The organism is Streptococcus cristatus ATCC 51100 (assembly GCF_000222765.1).
Lineage (GTDB): Bacteria > Bacillota > Bacilli > Lactobacillales > Streptococcaceae > Streptococcus > Streptococcus cristatus.
Window position 1 is genome coordinate 76,327 of the sequence record NZ_AFUE01000010.1, and the last position, 21,679, is coordinate 98,005.

Consider the following 21,679-nt stretch of genomic DNA (forward strand, 5'->3'; position numbering starts at 1 on the left):
AAAAGGGAAGTTTGAATGAAAGTATCGATTATTTGTACCAATTATAATAAGGGGGATTGGGTACGAGAGGCTATAGATAGCTTTCTCAATCAGAAAACAAATTTTGATTTCGAGATTATTATCATTGATGATGCTTCAACAGATCATTCGTATGAGATTATTCAAGAATATCAAAATAAGTTTCCTGAAAAAGTTAGAACTTTTCGTAATGAAGTGAACCTTGGCATTACTAAAACTTGGAAAAAAATTTGCCGAGAAGCTAAAGGTCAATATATCGCAAGATGTGATAGTGATGATTTTTGGATTGACCCATTAAAACTTCAAAAGCAAGTTGATTTGTTGGATGCTTCAATTGATTCACTTTGGTCAAATACTGAATTTGATATGGTAGACTTAGACGGGAATCTTATCCAAAAAAATGCCTTTGCTAATAAGGCGCTTCCTTTGATTGATTCCTATGAAGAGATGCTTGTTATGAAAGGTATGACGATGGCTTCAACCTGGTTGGTTGATACCGCACTTATGCAAGATGTATCTGCTCAAATTAGCGATACAGCCGCAGACGATACATTTGAGTTACAACTTGAATTATTCAAACGCACTAAAATTTCTTTTTTGAGTGATTCCACCACTGTGTATCGTATGAATTTAGGGTCCGATTCAAAACCTATGACATTGGAGACTGCTGAAAAGCGGTTCACAGGTATCTTGGATTCTCAAATTAAATATCTCAACAAGTATCCAGATCAGGATATTCAAAGAATCTCACACTTAGCGCTTGTTAAGGATCGTGATTTGGATGTCTTAGTTTTTAAAAAAGATCGTCAGATAGAAGACTTAGATTTAAGACTGAATCAGGTGTCGCGAATTTCTCATGACCAAAATGAGTATATTGAAGTTTTGAAGAAAGAGAGTCAAGAGTTTCAAAATAAGTTCAATCGTTTACAGATTTTATATGATGACTTACAAAACCAATATAACAGTGTTGTTACTTCGAGAAGATGGACAATACCAACTAAAATTATTAATTTCTTTAGGAGAAGTAAATGAAACGTCTATTGCTTTATGTTCATTTTAATAAATATGATCATATTAGTCGGCATGTATTTTATCAACTTGAACATATGAGACCATTGTTTGATAAATTAGTTTTTATTTCAAATAGTCGTCTTAGTGAAAGTGAAGTACAAAAACTTCGTGATAAACACCTGATTGATGATTTTATCCAACGTGAGAATAAAGGTTACGATTTTGCTGCTTGGCATGATGGTATGAAATTTGTTGGATTTGATAACTTGAAACAGTATGATTCTGTCACTGTTATGAATGACACTTGTTTTGGTCCACTCTGGGACATGGCACCGATCTATGATAACTATGAATCAAACCCAAATGTAGATTTTTGGGGTATGACTAATCATCAAGGAATTAAAGCCGGTGATATTTATATTCATGAACATTTGCAATCTTACTTTATTTCATTTAAAAAACGCTTAGTTGAATCTAGTGTTTTCCAAAAGTTCTGGAAATCAGTTGAGAGTTTCGAAGATGTTCAAAAGGTAATTGATAATTATGAAACTCTTTATACCAAGAAATTCATGGATGCTGGATTTAACTATGAATCTATTCTCAATACGATTCCATTAAATGACAAGTTTTTCCATAGCAATTTCACTATTCATTATCCCCATGTTTTGCTTGATGCAGGAGTGCCGTTCATCAAGGTTAAAACATTTGATTTAACTCAGCATCTAGCTCCTTATTTGCTTAAGGAAATCGAGAAAAGAACGAACTATCCAGTAGAATTTATCTTATCTCACATGTCAGATATGAGTTTACCAACTCCACCTTATTTACTTGATCGCAAAGTTATTGAGGAAAGTTCACAGACATATTCAGACACTAAAAAAATTGCTGTACATCTTCATACCTACTATGTTGACTTACTAGAAGACTTTTTAAAGCAATTTGAAAATTTTCACTTTACTTATGACCTCTTCCTAACTACGGATTCAGAAAAGAAAAAATTAGAAATTGAAGCTGTTTTATTAAAACGTAATCAACTAGGGAAGATATATATTACTGGAAATAAAGGTCGAGATATTATCCCAATGCTGAAATTGCGGGAAGAATTGTGTACCTATGATTATATCGGGCATTTCCATACTAAAAAATCTCCAGAATATCCATATTGGGTAGGAGATTCATGGAGAAATGAGCTATTTGACATGTTATTAAAACCGGCTGATTTGATCATGGCTAGTTTGGAAAATGATAAGCGTTTAGGATTAGTAATTGCAGATATCCCGACTTTTTTCCGATATACTAAGATTGTGGATCCGTGGAATGAAAATAAATTTGCTGACGATATGAATATTCTTTGGGAGAGAATGGACATTAATCGTTCTATTGACTTTAATAAATTAAATACCTTTATTATGAGTTATGGAACATTCATTTGGTTCAAGTATGATGCCTTGAAACCACTCTTTGATTTAAATCTACAAGATGAGGATATTCCTTCGGAGCCTCTTCCGCAACATACTATTTTACATTCTATCGAGAGAATTCTTGTTTATTTAGCTTGGTCACAAAGGTTTGACTATGCTATTTCTAAAAATGATATTTATATCACACCATTTGTAGATAATACTGTTTTAAATATCCGTCCAGATACTTTACCTAATACTTATATTAATTTTGATAATATCGGGGGAATCAAAGGCGCCTTAAAATATATTTATCGAGGGCCAGGTAGTGCGATAAAGTATATTATAAAAAAAATATTAATAAAGATAAATGGGACAAGAAATAATTTATCAGATAAAGAGGGAAGAAGTTAGTTGAAAAAAGAACTGAAATTTTTAGGTGACTATTATGAACAGATTTGTTTTATTTTAATTAGTTGTTTAATCTTAGATGTGACAGCTGTTAATATTAATGTCTCCTCAGCTTTTAGAATATTTACTATCAATTCCCCGTTCCTAATTTTTGCAATGATTATTAGTGGAATTGCATGCTGGTTGCTAGGACGCTATATTTCAAAATTTCTACGAAAAGAAACATTTATCGCTATTGTAGTTGTCTTTTTTATCTATATGCTATTTTCTTATCTGCTGGAAATCACAAGAAACTTGAATGATTTTTCTTATAAAATATGGGATATTGACAAGAATCATTTATGGCAAACTAATAGTTTATATCTAATAATTCCCATACTAGCTTTTGGAATTATTAACAAATATATTCTGAAAGAAGGTAAGCAGGAACCATTTAAAACTTTTAATATTAATTACCAGAACTTAAGTTTTATGGAGACATTAGTCGTTTCCCAGTTATTTATTATAATGTGTTTAACAGATTATAAATTGCCAGCGGTAATGGATAAACTTTCATTATTTTTAGAATTTACGAATACAAATAGTGAGCAATATATTTTTCGATTAATTGGGTTTGTTATCTACATTGTTCTAGTCTCTACAATTCCAAGCTTCATACTTGTGAAAGGTATGAGAGATGTTATTAACAATCGTTCTAGTTTTTCAGTAGCATTTACATTTAGTGCACTTTTTGCGTTTATCTTCAATTACACAATTCAGGATAGTCTCAAGGCTGATGTAATCATATTAGATTTACGCTTATTTACAGGAGCAACACTTTTTCAGATTATTATCTTTTTTGCTTTATTTTTATTAATTTATTTAATTTGTAATAGTTTTTTATTCCCGACAATCATTTGTATATTTTTGGGAGTTGTTACAACTATTGCAAATAGTTTGAAATTTCAATTTAGGCAGGAGCCAATTCTTCCTAGTGACTTAGCTTGGTTGAAGACACCCAGAACCTTGCTAAGCTATGCAGATGGACATTATGGAATGTATATTTTACTTAGCGTTTCTATAGTAACAATATTCTATCTTGCTGTTAGAAAATATATTTTACCAAATAAATTAATCCAGAATTTCAAACATAGACTAGCTTTAATTTTACTAATCTGCAGTTTTTTTGCTACAGTTACAGGAATCTTTTCGTCTAAAAAAGATGGAAGAATTGCAGAAAATATCCCTGTGATTTCTATTTTGAATAATTACCATGATCTAACTTGGTATGGCAATACGATTAATTCTCAATTACGATCATTGACATTCGTATGGTTCTCGCAGATGTCAGAAACTGTGATGACACAGCCGAATGGTTATAGTCAGTCAAAGATTCGTTCTTTGGAAGAAAAGTATAAACAATTAGCAGATTCAATAAATACTACTAGGTCAAACCTAATAAGCGAGCAAACTGTAGTTTATGTTTTGAGTGAAAGTTTTTCTGATCCTGAAAGGCTTTCAGGCATATCAATTACAACAAATCCGATTCCAAATATTCGTGATGTCAAATCACGAACGACAAGTGGTTTGATGCAATCAGACGGTTACGGTGGCGGAACTGCAAATATGGAGTTTCAAACAATTTCAGGACTTCCATACTATAATCTTTCACCAAGTATATCGGTTCTCTATACAGAAATTGTTCCTAGAATGAATGTATTTCCTGCAATTAGTGATCAATTTGAATCGAAGAATCGTATTGCCATACATTTAGCTGCTCCAACGAATTACTCTAGAGATATTATTTATAAGACATTAGGGTATGATAAATTTATTTCTTTAGGAACTAGTGGATTATCTGTTTATAGACAAGGAGAGAATTATAGCGATGCTTCTACTTATCAACTAGTAATAGATAACTTAAAGAAAGAGCAAAATCAGTTTTTTTCAGTAATAACAATGCAGAATCATGCACCTTGGTCAGAAAGCGAGCCCTCAAATCTTATGGCACAAGGCGAGGGCTTTACAGCCAATGAAAATAACAAGTTAATAAACTATACTCGCTTGCTCTACCACACAGACAATGCGACCAAGGAGTTTCTAGATAAGCTTTCTAAGTTTGATAAAAAGATAACAGTAGTCTTTTATGGTGATCACTTGCCAGGTCTATATCCTCAATCAGCTTTTAAGGATCATCCCGAAAATCAATATTTGACCGATTACTTTATCTGGAGTAATTATGAGACACCTAAGTTGAACTATCCTTTGGTTAATTCTAGTGATTTTTCAGCCCTACTACTTGAGCAGACCAATTCGAAAGTATCTCCTTACTACGCCTTATTGACTGAGGTTCTCCATAAAGCCAGTGTGGACAAGAAAGCACTGGATTCATCAGCTCAGGAAATTGCAGATGATTTGAAATTGATCGAGTATGATATGGTTGGTGGAAAAGGATATCTTTCGAAGGATTTCTTTGCTGTACCAGCAAAATAAAAATAGAATAGGTTTACCAATTCTATTTTTTATTATTTTATGCTAAACTAGTAGTAAGGGGGGTGAAGATATGATAAAGATTTTTGGGAAAGTCCGCTATCATTGGCAACCAGAAATGTCGGTGTTGGTGATTTATTGGTCTTTGTCAGTCATTCCGATTTTTATAGGACTGGCCTTGATGTACGAAAGCTCCAATGTTCCGACTCTTGTCCTCTTTTCATTCTTTTTGTTCATGGTCTTACTGGCTATCGGTGTGCATAGATATTTCACGATTTATGATGACGGTATTTTGCGCATTATTACGGCAAATCCTTTCACGCCAATCAAGATTGATATTTCAACGATTGAGAAGCTAGAAGTTACAAAAACGTCTATCACCCTTCATTTTACAGGGAAGAGTCGTAGCAGGACCTTCTGTATGCGGAAGTGGCCAAAAAAATATTTTGTCAACGCCCTAGCTTTAAATGAGCATTTTAAAGGCGAAGTGGAATTAGTAGACAATCTGACTCTTCTAGATTATTTCGAGGTCTACTATGGTGACCAATCTAAGAAAAATTAGTCTTTTAGCAGAGCTCGGGTTGGACAGTTTTTAATAGCCTCGAGAATCTCAGGCTGACTCTCAACCTCTTTCGCTAAGAGCTGGTCGTCTTGATAAAATTTGACAATGCCATTATCGTGATAATCAAAAAGATCTGAGTAGGTCTGGCAGAGTCCGCAAGCAATGCAACGTTCGGGAATGAGTGTAACTTTCATACTCATATTGTAATAAGATTTTTAGAAAAACTCAAGGAGGAAGTCATGGAAAAAGAACCATGGGAAGCAGATGTATATGATAATGGAGCAGAGAAATTGAATCGCAGAAAGAAAAGTCAGGCGAGTCGAGTTGATCGCTGGCTGACAATATTAGCGGCTGTTTTTCTAGTGATGGTCATTGCTATGGCACTCTTTTTCGCCTACCTATCTACTGGTGGAAGTAATAAAAAGACCGTTATGGATGGATTTTATGGTACTTCTAATGCAGCTGCATCTTCAAGTAGCAGCGCAGAACAACCAGCTCCATCAGAGCAACCAAGTGAATCAGAAGAAAAGCCAACTCAGTCTTCAGAAGGTACTTTGACTGTTCAGCCTGGTGAAGGAGAAGCTGCGATTGCAGCGCGTGCAGGTATCTCTATTGCAAAATTGGAGCAATTAAATCCGTCGCACATGTCTACTGGTTCTTGGTATGCCAACCCAGGTGACATTGTTAAGATTCAGTAGGAGCGGGTTATGAAACAGATTCAGATTGCGATTGATGGACCTGCGTCAAGTGGAAAATCCACTGTTGCAAAGATTATTGCCAAAGATTTTAATTATACCTATTTGGATACGGGTGCCATGTACCGTGCAGCTACTTATATGGCTCTGCGAAATCATCTGACTGAAAATGATGTAGATGAGATCGTAACCTTGCTCGAGACTTATTCGATTAGTTTTGGTCGTTCTGAAAATGGTGAGCAGCTAGTGTTTGTAGGAGATGTTGATGTCACTCATCCGATCCGAGAAAATGAAGTAACCAATAATGTGTCGTGGGTGGCAGCTATCCCGGAAGTGCGTGAAAAATTGGTTCATTTGCAGCAGTTGATTGCTGCACAGGGCGGCATCGTCATGGATGGACGTGATATTGGAACGGTCGTCTTGCCAGATGCAGAATTGAAGATTTTTCTAGTTGCTTCAGTTGAGGAAAGAGCAGAACGCCGCTACAAAGAGAACCTTGAAAAAGGGATTCCAGCTGATTTGGAAACTCTCAAAAGAGAAATAGCGGAGCGGGACTACAAGGATAGTCATCGCGAAGTATCACCCTTGAAACCAGCAGCTGACTCCATTCATTTTGATACGACTGGCATTGGAATTGCAGAAGTTGTCAAATTTATTGAAGAAAAAGCGAAAAAAATTATTGACAAATAAAAAGAAACTTGGTATGATAGTGGAGTTGAGAAAAGCAGAAGTGAGAACTTCTCGCCTTGCGACTAACGTTGTCTGGCTCTACAGGATTCAGTTTCAGTGATGAAATACTATCATGTAGTGCGGGTTTGCGTTAGCAGGTCCGCACTTGTTTTTCTCTAAAAATAAAAAAAGAGGTGAAAACCATAGCAAAACAAGACTTATTCATCAATGATGAAATTCGTGTGCGTGAAGTTCGGTTGATCGGTCTTGACGGCGAACAATTAGGTATTAAACCGCTTAGCGAAGCCCAATCTCTTGCGGATGAAGCAAATGTCGATTTAGTCCTGATTCAGCCACAAGCTAAACCACCTGTTGCGAAAATTATGGACTATGGCAAGTTCAAGTTTGAGTATCAGAAAAAGCAGAAAGAACAACGTAAAAAACAAAGCGTTGTCACTGTGAAAGAAGTACGTCTCAGTCCTACCATTGATAAAGGGGACTTTGATACAAAACTTCGTAACGCACGCAAGTTCCTTGGAAAAGGAAACAAAGTTAAGGTATCCATTCGCTTTAAAGGACGGATGATTACCCATAAAGAAATTGGAGCTAAGGTCTTGGCAGACTTTGCTGAAGCAACTCAAGATGTTGCGATCATTGAGCAAAAGCCTAAGATGGATGGACGTCAAATGTTCATGCAAATGGCACCGATTAGTGACAAAAAATAAACTGTCAAAAAGTTAGAAAAAGGAGATTTTATCATGCCAAAACAAAAAACACACCGCGCATCAGCTAAACGTTTCAAACGTACAGGTTCTGGTGGCTTGAAGCGTTTCCGTGCTTACACTTCTCACCGTTTCCACGGAAAAACTAAGAAACAACGTCGTCATCTTCGTAAAGCATCTATGGTGCATGCAGGAGATTTCAAACGTATCAAAGCAATGCTTACAGGTCTTAAATAAGAGATTTTGTAACAATTATCTAGGAAATATTGGAGGAAATAAAACATGGCACGTGTTAAAGGTGGCGTTGTATCACGCAAACGTCGTAAACGTATTTTAAAATTAGCTAAAGGTTACTATGGAGCAAAACACATCTTGTTCCGTACTGCAAAAGAGCAAGTAATGAACTCTTACTACTATGCATACCGTGACCGTCGTCAGAAAAAACGTGACTTCCGTAAATTGTGGATCACTCGTATCAATGCGGCAGCTCGTTTGAACGGACTTTCATACTCACAATTGATGCATGGTTTGAAATTGGCTGAGATCGAAGTGAACCGTAAAATGCTTGCTGACTTGGCTGTTAACGATGCAGCAGCTTTCACAGCTCTTGCAGATGCAGCTAAAGCTAAACTTGCTAAATAAGAATACAAAGAGTTGAAACATTGTTTCAACTTTTTTCTTTTCAGGATGACAATCGCTAAGTGTTTTAGTATAATATAGTGAGAATGGATGGAGGACTGAATGATGAAGTCAAATCGGCTAGCTTGGGATGAATACTTTGCAGCACAGGCACTTTTGATTGCCAACCGTTCGACCTGTAAGCGCGCCAAGGTCGGTGCGGTCTTAGTCAAGGATAATAAGGTCATATCGACCGGCTACAATGGCTCTGTTTCAGGAACAGAGCACTGTATTGATCATGAGTGTTTGGTCATCGATGGTCATTGCGTGCGAACCTTGCATGCAGAGGTCAATGCTATCTTGCAGGGAGCTGAGAGAGGCGTTCCTAAGGGATTTACGGCTTATGTGACTCATTTTCCTTGTTTAAACTGTACCAAGCAACTGCTTCAGGTTGGCTGCAAGCGTGTGGTCTACATCAACCAATATCGGATAGATGATTATGCTCAGTACCTTTACAAGGAAAAGGAAGTGGAACTGGTGCATTTGCCACTAGAAGATGTGAAAGAGGCTATTGCTCAGACGGAGTTGGTATAGTTTGCTTGAAATATTTAGCACTAATCATCCGCTTAGATCGAATAAATCTAAATGATAAAGTTATAGTTTTGAACTATAGCTTTTCTTTTGAAAATGATTCAGCATAATTCTAAAAATCATGATATAATGGAGAGGTTATATAGTCCCGATAAGATGGTAGGAAACTTCTATCAGTACTTTGTAACTCGCAAACAATGACGGCTCCAAAGTTACTCGTCATTCAACGGTTGCAGCTATGCAGCGGTCACCCTATGCGCCTTACTAGCTTCAGAAATAAAAAGGTATCGTTTTTATTCCTTTTGCGTCGTAACTCGTGGGCGAGATGATTTGCAATCATTTTGGAGTTTGTTTACTTGTTTAATATTTTTTAAGGGGGGACATTTCTATGTCAGAACGTAAACTTTTCACGTCTGAGTCTGTATCGGAGGGACATCCCGATAAGATTGCAGACCAAATTTCCGATGCTATTTTGGATGCTATTTTAGCTCAGGATCCAGAGGCTCATGTCGCAGCTGAAACTGCTGTTTATACAGGCTCCGTTCATGTTTTTGGAGAAATTTCGACTACAGCCTATGTAGATATCAATCGGGTGGTTCGTGATACCATTGCAGAGATTGGCTACACCAATACAGAGTATGGCTTTTCTGCAGAGACAGTTGGAGTCCATCCATCTTTGGTGGAACAGTCGCCAGATATTGCTCAAGGGGTCAATGAAGCATTTGAGGTACGAGGAAATACTCAAAAAGATCCGTTGGATTTGATTGGGGCTGGTGACCAAGGCCTTATGTTTGGTTTTGCGGTGGATGAAACGCCAGAGCTCATGCCATTGCCTATTTCTCTCAGTCATAAACTGGTGCGTCGCTTGGCAGAACTGCGCAAGTCAGGTGAATTGTCTTATCTGCGACCAGATGCCAAGTCTCAGGTTACGGTCGAATACGATGAAAATGATCGACCAATTCGTGTAGATACGGTAGTTATTTCTACTCAGCATGATCCTGAAGTCAGCAATGAACAGATTCATCAGGATGTTATCCAAAAGGTCATTGCTCAGGTGATTCCAAGCGAATACTTGGATGGTCAGACCAAGGTCTTTATCAATCCTACTGGCCGCTTTGTTATCGGTGGTCCGCAAGGGGACTCTGGCTTGACAGGACGTAAGATTATTGTGGATACCTATGGTGGCTATTCTCGCCACGGCGGTGGTGCCTTCTCTGGTAAGGATGCAACCAAGGTCGATCGCTCTGCATCTTATGCGGCTCGTTATATCGCTAAAAATATCGTAGCTGCTGGTTTGGCTAAAAAAGTAGAAGTTCAGTTGGCCTATGCTATTGGGGTAGCTCAGCCCGTTTCAGTCCGCATTGATACTTTTGGAACCGGCGTAGTTTCTGAAAGCAGACTTCAGAATGCTGTCCGCCAAATTTTTGATTTGCGTCCGGCAGGTATTATCCAAATGTTGGATTTGAAACGCCCAATCTATCGTCAAACTGCTGCTTACGGTCATATGGGTCGGACAGATATCGATCTTCCTTGGGAACGCACAGACAAGGTAGCTGCGCTCCAAGCAGCTTTGCAATAAAATAATAGCTCTCGGTTTAAACTGAGGGCTTTTTTGTCTAGGAAAATGGATAAAACTATGATATAATAAAGAGTAATACCGTGAAAGAGCTAAATTTTAAAACATGAAAAAAATTGTAATTAATGGTGGTCGCCCTTTAAAAGGAGAGGTGACCATTAATGGTGCCAAAAATAGTGTTGTGGCCCTTATCCCAGCTATTATTTTAGCTGATAATGTTGTTACTTTAGATGGTGTGCCGGCGATTTCGGATGTTGATAGCCTTATCGAAATCATGGAAATCATGGGAGCGTCTGTCAAGCGGTCTGGAGATTGCCTAGAGGTTGATCCTAGAAATATCAAGAATATGCCGATGCCATCTGGTAAAATCAATAGTCTACGAGCGTCTTACTATTTCTATGGAAGTTTGCTAGGGCGTTTTGGAGAAGCGACAGTTGGGCTTCCTGGAGGCTGTGACCTTGGTCCTCGTCCGATTGATCTCCATCTCAAAGCTTTTGAAGCGATGGGTGCTCATATGACCATGGAAGGCAATTATATGAAATTGTCAACGGGCGGCAAACGCTTGGCTGGAGCTAGTATTTACATGGATACCGTTAGTGTCGGTGCCACGATAAATACGTTGTTGGCAGCAGTCAAGGCTGAGGGGCGTACGGTGATTGAAAATGCGGCACGTGAGCCAGAAATCATCGATGTAGCTACGCTGCTTAACAATATGGGAGCTCATATTCGTGGGGCTGGGACTGATATTATCACGATTGAAGGTGTAGACAGCCTTCATGGAACGCGCCATCAAGTGATTCCAGATCGGATTGAAGCTGGGACCTATATTTCTTTGGCGGCGGCAATTGGACAAGGTGTCCAGATCAATAATGTCCTTTATGAACATTTGGAAAGTTTCATTGCTAAGCTAGAGGAAATGGGGGTGCGCATGACCATTTCAGAAGACAGCATCTTTGTAGAAGGGCAGAAGGAATTAAAAGCTATTAACATCAAGACTTCGCCTTATCCTGGCTTTGCTACGGATTTGCAGCAGCCGATCACTCCGCTTTTGTTGACAGCTCATGGTCATGGAAAAATCGTTGATACCATCTATGAGAAACGGGTTAACCATGTTGCTGAATTGGCAAAGATGACTGGTAAAATTTCGACTGCTAGCAATCAGATCGTCTATGAAGGACCAAATCAACTGCAAGGTGCTTCTGTGAAGGCAACGGATTTGCGTGCAGGTGCAGCATTGGTGATTGCTGGTCTGATGGCTCAAGGCCGAACAGAGATTACCAATATTGAATTTATTTTACGCGGTTATTCCAATATTATTGAAAAATTAAGAAGTCTGGGTGCGGACATCCAGCTCATCGAAGAATAAGCGTTCATCGCTTATTTTTTATAGAGGAAGCCTATGAATTTGTGGACACAGTTAGCAGCTTTTTCTTTTATTGAAACGGAGCATTCCTTTTTACGCCCGATTCTTTTTGGAGATGCAGAATCCCTTTATAAAATTGCTTCCAATCCGGATAATACCGAGTTTATTTTTCCGACTGAAAGTAGTTTACAGGAAAGTGAATATGTCATCGCCAATTATTTTATGAAAAATCCCTTGGGAATTTGGGCAATTTGTGATAAGGAAACGAATGAAATGATTGGTTCCATTAAATTTGAAAAAATGGACGAAATAAAAAAAGAAGCTGAACTAGGATATTTTTTGAGGAAAGACTACTGGGGACAGGGCTTGATGACCGAAGTTGTCCGTGAATTGGTTTTTCTTTCCTTTACGAAATTCGATTTTAAGCGTCTGACCATTATCACGCATGAAGAGAATATTGCTAGTCAGAAAGTTGCACAGAAAGCTGGTTTTAAGCTCTTCCGTCAGTTTAAAGGGAGCGACCGCTATACGAGAAAGATGAGAGATTACACCGAATATCGCTACGAAAAAGGAGATTTCAATGAGTAAACACCAGGAAATTTTGGCTTATCTTGAAAATCTTCCAATTGGTAAGCGGGTCAGTGTTCGGAGTATTTCAAATTACTTGGGTGTCAGCGACGGAACGGCCTACCGAGCGATCAAGGAAGCTGAAAATAGAGGAATTGTCGAAACCAGACCCAGAAGTGGGACTATCCGAGTGAAGTCGAAAAAGGTTGTTTTAGAGCACCTGACCTACAAGGAAATTGCGGATATTACTGGTTCAGAGGTGCTTGCTGGCGAAAGAGGACTGGAAAAAGAATTTAACAAGTTCTCTATCGGAGCTATGACCGAGCAAAATATCCTACGTTACTTAAACGAAGGCGGCCTACTTATTGTCGGGGATCGGACGCAGATTCAGATCTTGGCTCTTGAAAATGAGAATGCCGTGCTAGTAACGGGAGGATTTGAAGTCGATCCAGAGGTTTTAAAACTGGCCAATCGTATTGAAATTCCCGTCCTAAGAACCAAGCACGATACCTATACTGTGGCGACCATGATTAACCGTGCCCTGTCCAATATCCAGATTAAAACTGATATTTTGACAGTAGAGCAGGTTTATAGGGCCAGTCACGAATATGGTTTCTTACACGATACAGATACCGTTCGTGACTATCTGGACTTGGTTCGTCGTAATCGGACCAGCCGTTTTCCAGTCGTTAATCAGCATCAAATGCTGGTTGGTGTCGTGACGATGCGGGATGCGGGAGATAAGTCTCCTTTGACTACCTTGGATAAGGTTATGACCCGAAAAATCTTCATGACTGGTCTTTCAGCAAATATTGCCAACATCAGTCAGCGCATGATTGCAGAGGATTTTGAAATGATTCCGGTAGTGCGTGGAAATCAGACTCTTCTTGGAGTGATTACACGTCGGGATATTATGGAAAAAATGAGCCGCTCACAGATTTCCAGTCTACCGACCTTCAGTGAGCAGGTGGGCCAGAAGCTTCATCGCCAAGAGGATATTTTTTCTTTCACTGTCGAGCCTTTCATGCTGGAGCAAAATAGAGTCTTGGCTAATGGCGTCTTGACGGAAATTATCACTCGGATTACACAGCAGTTGATGACGAGGAATAGTCAGAGCTTAATCGTTGATCAGATGATGATCCATTTCTTTCAGGCTGTTCAGATTGATGATGTCCTGCAGATTCGGCCTCGGATTATTCATCAAACGCGGCGGACAGCAGTGATTGACTATGATATCTACTTAGATTCGCTATTCGTTGCCAAAGCGACGATTACTGTAAAAATTAATTAGTAAAGAGGTTAATAATGATTACTATAAAATCACAACGTGAAATTGATTTAATGGACAAGAGCGGAGATTTCTTAGCTTCTGTTCATATCGGCTTGAGAGATTTGATCAAGCCAGGTATTGACATGTGGGACATTGAAGAATATGTCCGCAAGCGCTGTAAAGAAGCTAATGCCTTGCCTCTTCAGATTGGCGTAGAGGGCAGTATCATGGATTATCCTTATGCGACTTGTTGTTCTCTCAATGATGAGGTGGCCCATGCCTTTCCTCGTCATCAAAAATTGGTAGAAGGTGATATCATCTGTGTGGACATGGTTGTTGGCTTAGTCGACAAGGCTGAATTGGATGTATCTAAGCTGGACTTTAACAACGTAGAGCAGATGAAGCAATATACAGAAAGCTTCCGTGGTGGTGTCGCAGATTCTTGCTGGGCTTATGCAGTTGGTCAGATTAGTCCAGAAGCGCAGCAGCTCATGGATGTGACTAAGGAGTGTCTCTACCGAGGAATTGCAGCTGCAAAAGTTGGTAATCGCATTGGAGATATTGGTGCAGCCATTCAAGAATATGCTGAAAGTCATGGATACGGAGTAGTTCGTGATTTGGTTGGTCACGGGGTTGGTCCAACCATGCATGAGGAGCCAATGGTGCCGCATTATGGCCGTGCAGGACGCGGTTTGCGCCTGCGGGAGGGAATGGTTCTGACTGTCGAGCCAATGATCAATACAGGTACTTGGGAAATTGACACAGACTTTGAGACCGGTTGGGCACATAAAACCCTAGATGGCGGTCTTTCTTGCCAATATGAGCACCAATTTGTCATTACCAAAGATGGTCCTGTGATTCTAACCAGCCAGGGCGAAGAAGGGACTTATTAAGTATACAGGGCTGGGCTTGTCCCAGTCTTTTTGAATAGGAGAGAGATGTGACAGGATTCATCAAAAAGATAAGAGAAAATGAATTTCTCAGAGCTTTTTTCCATTTTTATCAGGCGTCGGAGGCAGATATTACCAGCATTGCTGTGGCCTATTATTTTCTGATTTCGATTTTTCCCTTGCTATTGATTGCGGCAAATATTCTGCCCTATTTTCAAATTCGGCCAGATGAGCTCTTAGTTGCGCTGAAAGACTTACTGCCAGAGTCATTGTATCTGACGATCGCCAAGGTTGTCCGCGATGTGCTGACCAAGCCATCGACGGGTTTGCTGAGTATTTCTATCCTGTCTGCCCTGTGGACTTTTTCCCAGAGTATGACTTTTTTGCAAAAGGCTTTTAATAAATGCTATGGTACGAAGCAAGGGCGGGGGCTTATCTGGGAGCGGATCTTTGCTTTTATCATGAGTCTAGGTTTGCAAGTCCTACTAGGCTTGTCGCTCGTTTTGACACTATTTGGTCGAATGCTGGTTGGGATTCTTTATGATTTCTGGCACTTTGACCGCGGCCTCTACCAGCAGTTGCTGACCATGACAGAGCCTACGATTTATCTGATGCTCTTTCTCTCGCTGATTCTGCTTTATTTTTCTTTACCCAATGTGAAGATTCCCAAAATCCGCTATGTGTTACCAGGTGCGACCTTGGTTCTTGTTATCATTTATAGCCTCATGAACCTTTTTACTGTTTATATCGAAGCTTATCTAGATCGCTTTTTAGATGTGCGTTTTGTCGGCTCAGTGGTGGTTGTGATTATCATGTTTTGGTTTATCTTGATTGCCAAGGTGCTAATCGTCGGTGCTGTCCTCAATGCAAGCATCCAAAGTCGTTTCGTATCGCACTTTGAAAGCCGTAGTGGTGAGCTTATTCTGAGATTTGACGACGAAGGACATGCAGATAAGAATACAGATGTATAATAGGTGAAATATGAAACAAACAATTTTTAATGCCTCGTTAGAGGAAAGTATGAACTTAGTGACAGATCAGTATATCAAAACTTCATTTGAGGATTTCAATGAAAAAGGTTATGAGGGAAAGCTTTTAGGATTTGTTACAATACAATTTATCCTATTTCTAATCTTTCTTTTTAGTATTTGGGTTGATTCTCAAAATTTGCAGTTTTTATTTATGAAAGTAAGCCTCATAAATGGTGCTTTATTTGGATTGGGATTTGTAGGGTTTGCTGGCTATTTAATTGATCTAACCAAAATAAAAAATCAGTCAATACTATCATATTATTACTTCAATGTATGGTCTAATTTTATGATTTTTCTTCTTTGTTTGCAGTGTCTAGTAATAGGTATAGCTGGAGCAGGAACGATAATAGGAATGATTTTATCTGGCGCATTATATACGGTTGCTTTTATTTTGTACTTTATTAGACTATTTCAAAATTTTCAGAAGAATACGCTCGAAATTTTGTATCAAGAGTCTACTTACTCAAATAGAGGAGCAGATTTTCTCGACCGTTTTGTTGTATTTGCAAAAAGGTACGGAGGGCTTATCCTATTCCTAATAGTTATTTTCCGTATCTTTTTCCCAAACTCGGATCTTATTCAGCAAAATGGTACCTTTCGTTCAATTTTTGTAGCCATTAATCCAATAATATTTGTCCCCTTCCTTTACTTTCTGTATGTTTTAAGTGTGAACAATTTTCAAGGCTACTATCTCAAAAAATATTTGGAAGATTACCGCCAGTTATCTGACTACTCCATAGAAGACTGGTATGGGAAAGAATCGAAAATATACAAAGAGTCGTTGGATCAGGAAGTTTAGTCAATGCTGGTTTACCCACTCGATTTTGATGATGATGGTACCTCCTTTTACAATGTAACCTGAACCAAATAGGAGAAAATAAATGGATAAGATACAAAAAGATATTAATGAAGCACTAGAGACAACGCGAGGATGGAATATATTAGTAATGATTTTCGTAATGTCTCTATATTCGTTTTTGATTACTTGGGCCTCATACTTTCCAATGGCTATGCTTCGAATGGCTAGTGAAGATGGACATGACCTAGTTACGCAATTGACATCAGTAGAAAATAGCCTTATTCCTCCAACTAGTTTTTTGTTCTTCTATTTTTATTTTGTTGGCTCAGTTTTATTAGCTTTTATATAATTTCCAAAAGAAATCGTATTAAAGCCTATTTATTGACTCAGATTCTTCAATTGTGCCTGATTGTGATTTTTTATTATGGTTGGTTTAGAGCCATCTTGTATTTAATCCCTCTAGTTGCAATTCGTATCGTCTACTGGATTGGTTTTGTGTTATCACTGATTTACCTTGTTTATATCCTTGTTACAAAGCAGCGCGCTAGCAAGGATTATTTCTCCTCAGAATATTATAAAAAGTTTTTGAATGTTATTTTGTTCTTATGGTTGTTGATGTATGGAATCAACCTCTTTACCCATGGGCTTAATCATTTCCTAGCGTATCTCTTGCTTGCTTTATTACCAATTTCACCTATTTTCTTATGCCTATTTTTGGTATCATTTTTTAAATCCAGTGTAGTAACGCTAGAGAACTTGAATGCAGTCAATAAAAATCAAGAGAAATACCGTGAAGAATATGGCTATACCATCGAGGAATGGTATGGGAAAAAGTCAAAAATGTACAAGGAATATGTTAAGAAGTCTAAAAAGAGATAAAGGTTTATAGAGTCTATTCATAGTCTCTTGAAGAGGATGAGGAATTTAGGACGTCGTTTCTACATGAAGCTAACCACTTAAATTATGTTCAGGTGGTTTTTCTTATCTTTTCACGACGGTATCGCTCATGTGGTATAATGATACAAAGACATCTTTCTTTTGTTTTTCAGTTTGGCAATCATTTCAAATCAGATTCCAAAACTAACGAATTGTCTAAATCAGATTATAGGAAGAGAATTTTCAAAAGTATTTCGAACAGAAATATGGTAAATAAGGGGTGAGAGAAGTGAAGAAAGTACTAACAATGGTCGGATTCGTCCTGTTGGGTGTTCTGCTTCTATGGGGTTATCATAGTTATCAACAATCAGAGCAGGATAAACAAGAACGCCAACAATCAGAGCAGGCCAAGCAAGAACGCCAAAAATATGAAAATATGGATTACTATACAGGAAAATGGGAAATTGATTCGTATGAGTTTTTAGAAGATGGCAGGGGAGTGGCCGTACATTGGAAGTCGCTGACTCCAGAAGAAGATCGATTGTTTGCCAAGTACAATCCAGAGGTGGCTGAGAACTTTTTAGGCGTTCATGGGGCTTCCAATCAACGCTATATTGTTCGTGATTATTTCCATAATTCTACCTATAGAGGGACACAAAAATTACCAAAAGAGGATCCCGAAGTTTATTATGCCATGTCCATTTATCGGATAGGAGATCGAAAATTGGAAGGGAGTCAGCTCGATATTTATAAACTTGTAGAGGACTATAACCCTGATTATATACCCGAAAAAACTGGTGGTATTATCGAAAAGGATGGTAAAGATTATATACCATTACAAGTATACAAACGAGGATGGGAGTTATCACAGAAAAAACAATTATGGCTGAATTTAGAAACCAAGCAAATTGAATGGGAAGATACAAAAATACAAAAGTATCCTGAAAGCCCTTCGGTAGATCTGGGTCCTTTAAAGGATAAAATGGAAGAAATGACAGTAATGTTTGGAACAACTACTATACTCGATAAGTTGTATCAAAATCAACTTTCCTTCCACCAAGGTGTATTGAAGGGAAGTGTTTTGGAGACAGCTGCGCCTAAAGTTTATCAAGTATTAAGTGAGCAAGATTCACAGTTTTATCTCTTAATTGATTCTAAGATATATAACGATGAGATTTATGGAGATGTCCCACAGTTTCTCGATTTGTATCAGCTTTTTGTCCCAGCTAATACAAACCTTTACGAAGGGTTGACGATTCCAGCCGAACTTAGCAAGGATGATCAAGAACATTCAGTCAATACCAAAGAAGAATTTGACTTGTATTACGATATTGCCAAAGACCGCGAACTAAATAAACAACGCCGAATACTGGTTGAAAAAGGAGAACTAGGAGGATAAGAAGGAGCTTGCTTTGGATGTAGCATCCGAACAGATAGTGCCAGCTCTACTTACATATAAAACAGATTCCAAACAATTTGCCTTCTCTTTTGCTTATATAACTTGGATAAGATAGCTACTGAATACGGCCTTATCCCCATTTATCATTTATCCTAGCGTAATGATTCAAAAGTGAGGCTAAGACTTGTTCCTAGCCTCTTTTTTGATGGTCTAGATAAGGGAAAGGCGGAAGAGTTCTGTGTGGAAGTTTAGTTTTTCATGAAATTTTTCAAAGATAAATATCCAAGAGTATTTTATTGCATTTGCAATAAAAATCTGTTATACTATCTTCAGAAGGAGGAGGTATGTCAATTTTACGTGAGATTGGAATCATTGCTCGGGCTTTGGATTCAATCGCTAATATTGAGTTTCGTGACATAGATTTGGCGCGGGGGCAGTATCTCTATCTAGTGCGGATTGCGGAGAATCCTGGGATTATTCAGGAGGAGCTGTCAGACTTGCTCAAGGTAGATCGCTCGACGGTGGCTCGTTCAGTCAAAAAGCTAGAAAGCAAGGGTTTACTGGAACAGCGGCCAGCTGCCAATAACCGCAAGAACAAGGAATGGTTCGTTACTGAAAAAGGGGCGGCCCTCTATCCTCTTATCTTAGCGGAAAACGAATATTCGGAGCAGGTTTCGTTGGAAAAATTTTCAGAGAACGAGCGAAAAGAGTTAGGAAAGTTGCTGGTTCGCGTCCGAGAGAATATTACCAAGGACTGGGAGCTAGTCAAAAAAGGCCAGAAAAGAAATTATTGAGGTGAAGCATGAAAATTACAGTTGAAAATGAATTTTGGGCTTTGTTTCCAGAAGCTCAGATTAGTGTTTTAGTGGCCAAGGGGCTGGATAATAGAGTTGATGAAAGTAAGGACCCGTATTTCAAATCCCTGCTGGACAAGGGCGCAAAGCGAGCAGCAGACTTTATTCCAGATGAGAATTTCACTCAGAATGATGTCATTCAGGAGTGGCGGCAGGCTTTCAGCCAATTCAAGACCAAAAAAGGAGCGCGTTCCTCTATCGAAGCCCTACTCAAGCGGGTCAGTCAAGGACGGGAATTTAACCCAATCAATCCCTTAGTAGATATTTATAATAGTGTTTCCCTCTCTTATGCGGTTCCATGTGGCGGTGAGGATTTGGACAAGATTGTCGGTGGTCTTTATTTGGGTAAGGCTAAGGGTGGCGAAGCCTTTTTCCCACTGGGAGCTGAGACTGACGCACCGGCTTTACCGGAGGAAATTATCTATTATGATGAGGAGGGAGCAGTCTGCCGTTGCCTTAACTGGAGAGAAGCGCAGCGAACCATGTTGACAGAAGAGACCAAGGATGCCATCTTGGTTATCGAAGCCATCAATGGAGAGCAGGCGGCGCGTGCTCAAGCAGCTATGACGGAACTTCAGACTTTGATTGAGGAATATTTCGGTGTCAAAGGTGATATTACCCACTTGACAGCTGAAAATCCCAGTTTGGAAGTCTAAAAATAGAAACAAATCTGGATCAGAATTATCTGGTCCAGATTTGTTTTTATAGGAGAGTAAGCCGAGTCATTCTTATTTTGCCTTGTTTTTAAAGACAAAAATCTTGCTGAAGATATAGTTGAGGACGATAATCAGCACTTGAGCTATCAAGGTTTCAATGGTATTGACCATCTTAATATCGTTGTGGACGAATTGCCCAATAATCTGCGGGAAGCTAGTGACAAAGATAAAGGTTAGCAGCAAGTTCAAAGCCATAGTAGCCAGTCGGGCAGTGAAAAATTTGACCAATCGAACTGGACAGCCCTGTCTTTTCTGCTTGAAAACGATAGTATCGTTGGTCACAAAGGCAAAGAGAATACCCAGAATATCACCAATAATCGTAGCCAGTAGTTCGTTTCCCGTCAGTTCATAGCAGAGCATCCGACTGACAACGGATACGACAGTTGTTGCCACACCAAAGAAAAGATAGGACAGAACCTCATTGTCAAAGAATTTTTTAATCAAAGTTTTCATAAGCATAGTCTATCACATTTCTAGGATTTATGCTATACTAGTGAAGTTGTCGATTTTTGGGAGATGATTTTTCCGTCTGACGCAACCCTTGGCGCTTAACTTCTTTCGCCAAGCATATTACACGCGCTCATGCGCTAAAGGAGAAAAAATGAAACAAGAAAACTTATCAGTCCGTGATTTGGTTCAGATTGCCATTGTTGCTGCTATTTATGTAGCCCTTACGATTACGCCCCCTTTAAATGCTATCAGCTATGGTGCTTACCAGTTCAGAATTTCTGAAATGATGAACTTTATGGCCTTTTATAATCGGAAATACATCCTGGGAGTGACCATCGGCTGTATGATTGCCAATCTATATAGCTTTGGAATCATTGACGTCTTTGTCGGCGGTTGGTCAACTTTAGTCTTCCTATCATTAGGTGTCTACCTTTTCAGCCGCTATAAGAATCAATACCTGATTAAAGATTTGCTTCGTTTGGATCACTTCTATTTTGCCATTTTCTTTTCTATTTCGATGGTGACGATTGCGGCAGAGTTGTATTTCTTACAGGGCTTGCCATTCTTCCTGACTTGGTTTACAACGGCTATTGGAGAGTTTGCTTCCTTGATTGCTGGAGCTATCCTTATTAACCAGATTGCAAAAAGGATTGATTTGACAAAATAAGACAGTAGAGAGCGGCATTTCCGCTCTTTTTATGTCCTCTTTTTTAGGAAGAATT

The 21,679-nt window shown here is 38.8% G+C and carries 24 protein-coding genes, 1 riboswitch and 1 other annotated feature; of the genes, 22 read left to right on the forward strand and 2 right to left on the reverse strand.

The window, feature by feature from the left end; translation table 11 throughout:
* Positions 1-15: 15 nt before the first annotated feature.
* From HMPREF9960_RS09225 to HMPREF9960_RS09240, 4 genes are all read left to right on the forward strand, one after another.
* Positions 16-1,050, forward strand: a complete 1,035-nt coding sequence (locus HMPREF9960_RS09225) for a glycosyltransferase family 2 protein (RefSeq protein WP_005590599.1) — start codon at positions 16-18, stop codon at positions 1,048-1,050.
* On the forward strand, positions 1,047-2,843 hold the full coding sequence (locus HMPREF9960_RS09230) for a rhamnan synthesis F family protein (RefSeq protein WP_005590598.1): 1,797 nt from the start codon (positions 1,047-1,049) through the stop codon (positions 2,841-2,843). The genes HMPREF9960_RS09225 and HMPREF9960_RS09230 overlap by 4 nt, the downstream gene beginning before the upstream one ends.
* A gap of 12 nt (positions 2,844-2,855) precedes the next feature.
* On the forward strand, positions 2,856-5,312 hold the full coding sequence (locus tag HMPREF9960_RS09235) for an LTA synthase family protein (RefSeq protein WP_174263570.1): 2,457 nt from the start codon (positions 2,856-2,858) through the stop codon (positions 5,310-5,312).
* A 70-nt stretch (positions 5,313-5,382) separates the two neighbouring features.
* Positions 5,383-5,871 carry an EbsA family protein gene (locus HMPREF9960_RS09240; protein ID WP_005590596.1) on the forward strand — a complete coding sequence of 163 codons (489 nt, stop codon included), beginning with the start codon at positions 5,383-5,385 and terminating at the stop codon, positions 5,869-5,871.
* Here the strand turns inward: HMPREF9960_RS09240 and HMPREF9960_RS09245 are convergent.
* On the reverse strand, positions 5,868-6,065 hold the full coding sequence (locus HMPREF9960_RS09245; RefSeq protein ID WP_005592494.1) for a ferredoxin: 198 nt from the start codon (positions 6,063-6,065) through the stop codon (positions 5,868-5,870). The genes HMPREF9960_RS09240 and HMPREF9960_RS09245 overlap by 4 nt on opposite strands.
* 45 nt (positions 6,066-6,110) lie before the next feature.
* Here HMPREF9960_RS09245 and HMPREF9960_RS09250 point away from each other — a divergent pair, with 45 nt between their 5' ends.
* The 17 genes from HMPREF9960_RS09250 to HMPREF9960_RS09330 all read left to right on the forward strand — a co-directional run bounded on the left by HMPREF9960_RS09250 (position 6,111) and on the right by HMPREF9960_RS09330 (position 20,447).
* Positions 6,111-6,569 carry an SAG1386/EF1546 family surface-associated protein gene (locus HMPREF9960_RS09250; RefSeq protein ID WP_005590594.1) on the forward strand — a complete coding sequence of 153 codons (459 nt, stop codon included), beginning with the start codon at positions 6,111-6,113 and terminating at the stop codon, positions 6,567-6,569.
* A gap of 9 nt (positions 6,570-6,578) precedes the next feature.
* Positions 6,579-7,256: a (d)CMP kinase gene (gene cmk, locus HMPREF9960_RS09255; RefSeq protein ID WP_005590592.1), complete on the forward strand. Its 678-nt coding sequence runs from the start codon at positions 6,579-6,581 to the stop codon at positions 7,254-7,256.
* Positions 7,257-7,282: 26 nt separating this feature from the next.
* Positions 7,283-7,413 (forward strand) — a sequence feature (ribosomal protein L20 leader region).
* A gap of 16 nt (positions 7,414-7,429) precedes the next feature.
* On the forward strand, positions 7,430-7,960 hold the full coding sequence (infC, locus tag HMPREF9960_RS09260; protein WP_005590591.1) for a translation initiation factor IF-3: 531 nt from the start codon (positions 7,430-7,432) through the stop codon (positions 7,958-7,960).
* Positions 7,961-7,993: 33 nt separating this feature from the next.
* Positions 7,994-8,194 (forward strand): 50S ribosomal protein L35, encoded by a 201-nt coding sequence (gene rpmI / locus HMPREF9960_RS09265; protein ID WP_005590589.1) that lies wholly within the window; start codon positions 7,994-7,996, stop codon positions 8,192-8,194.
* A gap of 45 nt (positions 8,195-8,239) precedes the next feature.
* Positions 8,240-8,599, forward strand: coding sequence for a 50S ribosomal protein L20 (gene rplT, locus HMPREF9960_RS09270; protein WP_005590588.1), 360 nt, complete (start codon positions 8,240-8,242; stop codon positions 8,597-8,599).
* A 102-nt stretch (positions 8,600-8,701) separates the two neighbouring features.
* Positions 8,702-9,169: a deoxycytidylate deaminase gene (locus HMPREF9960_RS09275; protein ID WP_037586416.1), complete on the forward strand. Its 468-nt coding sequence runs from the start codon at positions 8,702-8,704 to the stop codon at positions 9,167-9,169.
* 385 nt (positions 9,170-9,554) lie between these two features.
* Complete coding sequence (metK, locus tag HMPREF9960_RS09280; RefSeq protein WP_005590586.1) at positions 9,555-10,745, forward strand: methionine adenosyltransferase; 1,191 nt, start codon at positions 9,555-9,557, stop codon at positions 10,743-10,745.
* Positions 10,746-10,848: 103 nt separating this feature from the next.
* Positions 10,849-12,108 carry a UDP-N-acetylglucosamine 1-carboxyvinyltransferase gene (gene murA, locus HMPREF9960_RS09285; RefSeq protein WP_005590585.1) on the forward strand — a complete coding sequence of 420 codons (1,260 nt, stop codon included), beginning with the start codon at positions 10,849-10,851 and terminating at the stop codon, positions 12,106-12,108.
* Between the two features lie 33 nt (positions 12,109-12,141).
* On the forward strand, positions 12,142-12,693 hold the full coding sequence (locus tag HMPREF9960_RS09290; protein ID WP_005590584.1) for a GNAT family N-acetyltransferase: 552 nt from the start codon (positions 12,142-12,144) through the stop codon (positions 12,691-12,693).
* Positions 12,686-13,963 carry a CBS-HotDog domain-containing transcription factor SpxR gene (spxR, locus tag HMPREF9960_RS09295; protein WP_005590583.1) on the forward strand — a complete coding sequence of 426 codons (1,278 nt, stop codon included), beginning with the start codon at positions 12,686-12,688 and terminating at the stop codon, positions 13,961-13,963. The genes HMPREF9960_RS09290 and spxR overlap by 8 nt, the downstream gene beginning before the upstream one ends.
* A 14-nt stretch (positions 13,964-13,977) precedes the next feature.
* Entirely contained in the window at positions 13,978-14,835 is an 858-nt protein-coding gene (locus HMPREF9960_RS09300; protein WP_005590582.1) for a methionyl aminopeptidase, read from the forward strand.
* A gap of 47 nt (positions 14,836-14,882) precedes the next feature.
* Complete coding sequence (locus tag HMPREF9960_RS09305) at positions 14,883-15,803, forward strand: YihY/virulence factor BrkB family protein (RefSeq protein WP_005590581.1); 921 nt, start codon at positions 14,883-14,885, stop codon at positions 15,801-15,803.
* A 10-nt stretch (positions 15,804-15,813) separates the two neighbouring features.
* Positions 15,814-16,662 carry a hypothetical protein gene (locus HMPREF9960_RS09310; RefSeq protein WP_005590579.1) on the forward strand — a complete coding sequence of 283 codons (849 nt, stop codon included), beginning with the start codon at positions 15,814-15,816 and terminating at the stop codon, positions 16,660-16,662.
* An 82-nt stretch (positions 16,663-16,744) separates the two neighbouring features.
* On the forward strand, positions 16,745-17,011 hold the full coding sequence (locus HMPREF9960_RS10890; RefSeq protein WP_255209857.1) for a hypothetical protein: 267 nt from the start codon (positions 16,745-16,747) through the stop codon (positions 17,009-17,011).
* 816 nt (positions 17,012-17,827) lie between these two features.
* Positions 17,828-18,937, forward strand: coding sequence for a hypothetical protein (locus HMPREF9960_RS09320; protein WP_037586409.1), 1,110 nt, complete (start codon positions 17,828-17,830; stop codon positions 18,935-18,937).
* Positions 18,938-19,281: 344 nt separating this feature from the next.
* Entirely contained in the window at positions 19,282-19,731 is a 450-nt protein-coding gene (locus HMPREF9960_RS09325) for a MarR family winged helix-turn-helix transcriptional regulator (RefSeq protein ID WP_005590573.1), read from the forward strand.
* Between the two features lie 8 nt (positions 19,732-19,739).
* Positions 19,740-20,447, forward strand: a complete 708-nt coding sequence (locus HMPREF9960_RS09330; RefSeq protein ID WP_005590571.1) for a B3/B4 domain-containing protein — start codon at positions 19,740-19,742, stop codon at positions 20,445-20,447.
* A gap of 72 nt (positions 20,448-20,519) precedes the next feature.
* Here the strand turns inward: HMPREF9960_RS09330 and HMPREF9960_RS09335 are convergent, their stop codons facing one another.
* Positions 20,520-20,960: a GtrA family protein gene (locus HMPREF9960_RS09335; RefSeq protein ID WP_037586417.1), complete on the reverse strand. Its 441-nt coding sequence runs from the start codon at positions 20,958-20,960 to the stop codon at positions 20,520-20,522.
* 28 nt (positions 20,961-20,988) lie between these two features.
* Positions 20,989-21,111: riboswitch (PreQ1 riboswitch) on the forward strand.
* Between HMPREF9960_RS09335 and HMPREF9960_RS09340 the strand changes: the two genes are divergently transcribed.
* A complete protein-coding gene (locus tag HMPREF9960_RS09340) occupies positions 21,109-21,624 on the forward strand; it encodes a QueT transporter family protein (protein ID WP_005590567.1) in 516 nt (171 codons plus the stop codon). Its footprint overlaps the riboswitch before it by 3 nt.
* Positions 21,625-21,679 lie beyond the last annotated feature (55 nt).

Bases quoted from the DNA above. Each gene is read 5' to 3' on its own strand.
- HMPREF9960_RS09225 (WP_005590599.1), top strand. From the start codon at position 16: ATGAAAGTATCGATTATTTGTACCAATTATAATAAGGGGGATTGGGTA.
- HMPREF9960_RS09230 (WP_005590598.1), top strand. From the start codon at position 1,047: ATGAAACGTCTATTGCTTTATGTTCATTTTAATAAATATGATCATATT.
- HMPREF9960_RS09240 (WP_005590596.1), top strand. From the start codon at position 5,383: ATGATAAAGATTTTTGGGAAAGTCCGCTATCATTGGCAACCAGAAATG.
- HMPREF9960_RS09245 (WP_005592494.1), bottom strand. From the start codon at position 6,065: ATGAAAGTTACACTCATTCCCGAACGTTGCATTGCTTGCGGACTCTGC.
- HMPREF9960_RS09250 (WP_005590594.1), top strand. From the start codon at position 6,111: ATGGAAAAAGAACCATGGGAAGCAGATGTATATGATAATGGAGCAGAG.
- cmk (WP_005590592.1), top strand. From the start codon at position 6,579: ATGAAACAGATTCAGATTGCGATTGATGGACCTGCGTCAAGTGGAAAA.
- rpmI (WP_005590589.1), top strand. From the start codon at position 7,994: ATGCCAAAACAAAAAACACACCGCGCATCAGCTAAACGTTTCAAACGT.
- rplT (WP_005590588.1), top strand. From the start codon at position 8,240: ATGGCACGTGTTAAAGGTGGCGTTGTATCACGCAAACGTCGTAAACGT.
- HMPREF9960_RS09275 (WP_037586416.1), top strand. From the start codon at position 8,702: ATGAAGTCAAATCGGCTAGCTTGGGATGAATACTTTGCAGCACAGGCA.
- metK (WP_005590586.1), top strand. From the start codon at position 9,555: ATGTCAGAACGTAAACTTTTCACGTCTGAGTCTGTATCGGAGGGACAT.
- murA (WP_005590585.1), top strand. From the start codon at position 10,849: ATGAAAAAAATTGTAATTAATGGTGGTCGCCCTTTAAAAGGAGAGGTG.
- HMPREF9960_RS09290 (WP_005590584.1), top strand. From the start codon at position 12,142: ATGAATTTGTGGACACAGTTAGCAGCTTTTTCTTTTATTGAAACGGAG.
- spxR (WP_005590583.1), top strand. From the start codon at position 12,686: ATGAGTAAACACCAGGAAATTTTGGCTTATCTTGAAAATCTTCCAATT.
- HMPREF9960_RS09300 (WP_005590582.1), top strand. From the start codon at position 13,978: ATGATTACTATAAAATCACAACGTGAAATTGATTTAATGGACAAGAGC.
- HMPREF9960_RS09310 (WP_005590579.1), top strand. From the start codon at position 15,814: ATGAAACAAACAATTTTTAATGCCTCGTTAGAGGAAAGTATGAACTTA.
- HMPREF9960_RS10890 (WP_255209857.1), top strand. From the start codon at position 16,745: ATGGATAAGATACAAAAAGATATTAATGAAGCACTAGAGACAACGCGA.
- HMPREF9960_RS09325 (WP_005590573.1), top strand. From the start codon at position 19,282: ATGTCAATTTTACGTGAGATTGGAATCATTGCTCGGGCTTTGGATTCA.
- HMPREF9960_RS09330 (WP_005590571.1), top strand. From the start codon at position 19,740: ATGAAAATTACAGTTGAAAATGAATTTTGGGCTTTGTTTCCAGAAGCT.
- HMPREF9960_RS09335 (WP_037586417.1), bottom strand. From the start codon at position 20,960: ATGAAAACTTTGATTAAAAAATTCTTTGACAATGAGGTTCTGTCCTAT.
- HMPREF9960_RS09340 (WP_005590567.1), top strand. From the start codon at position 21,109: ATGAAACAAGAAAACTTATCAGTCCGTGATTTGGTTCAGATTGCCATT.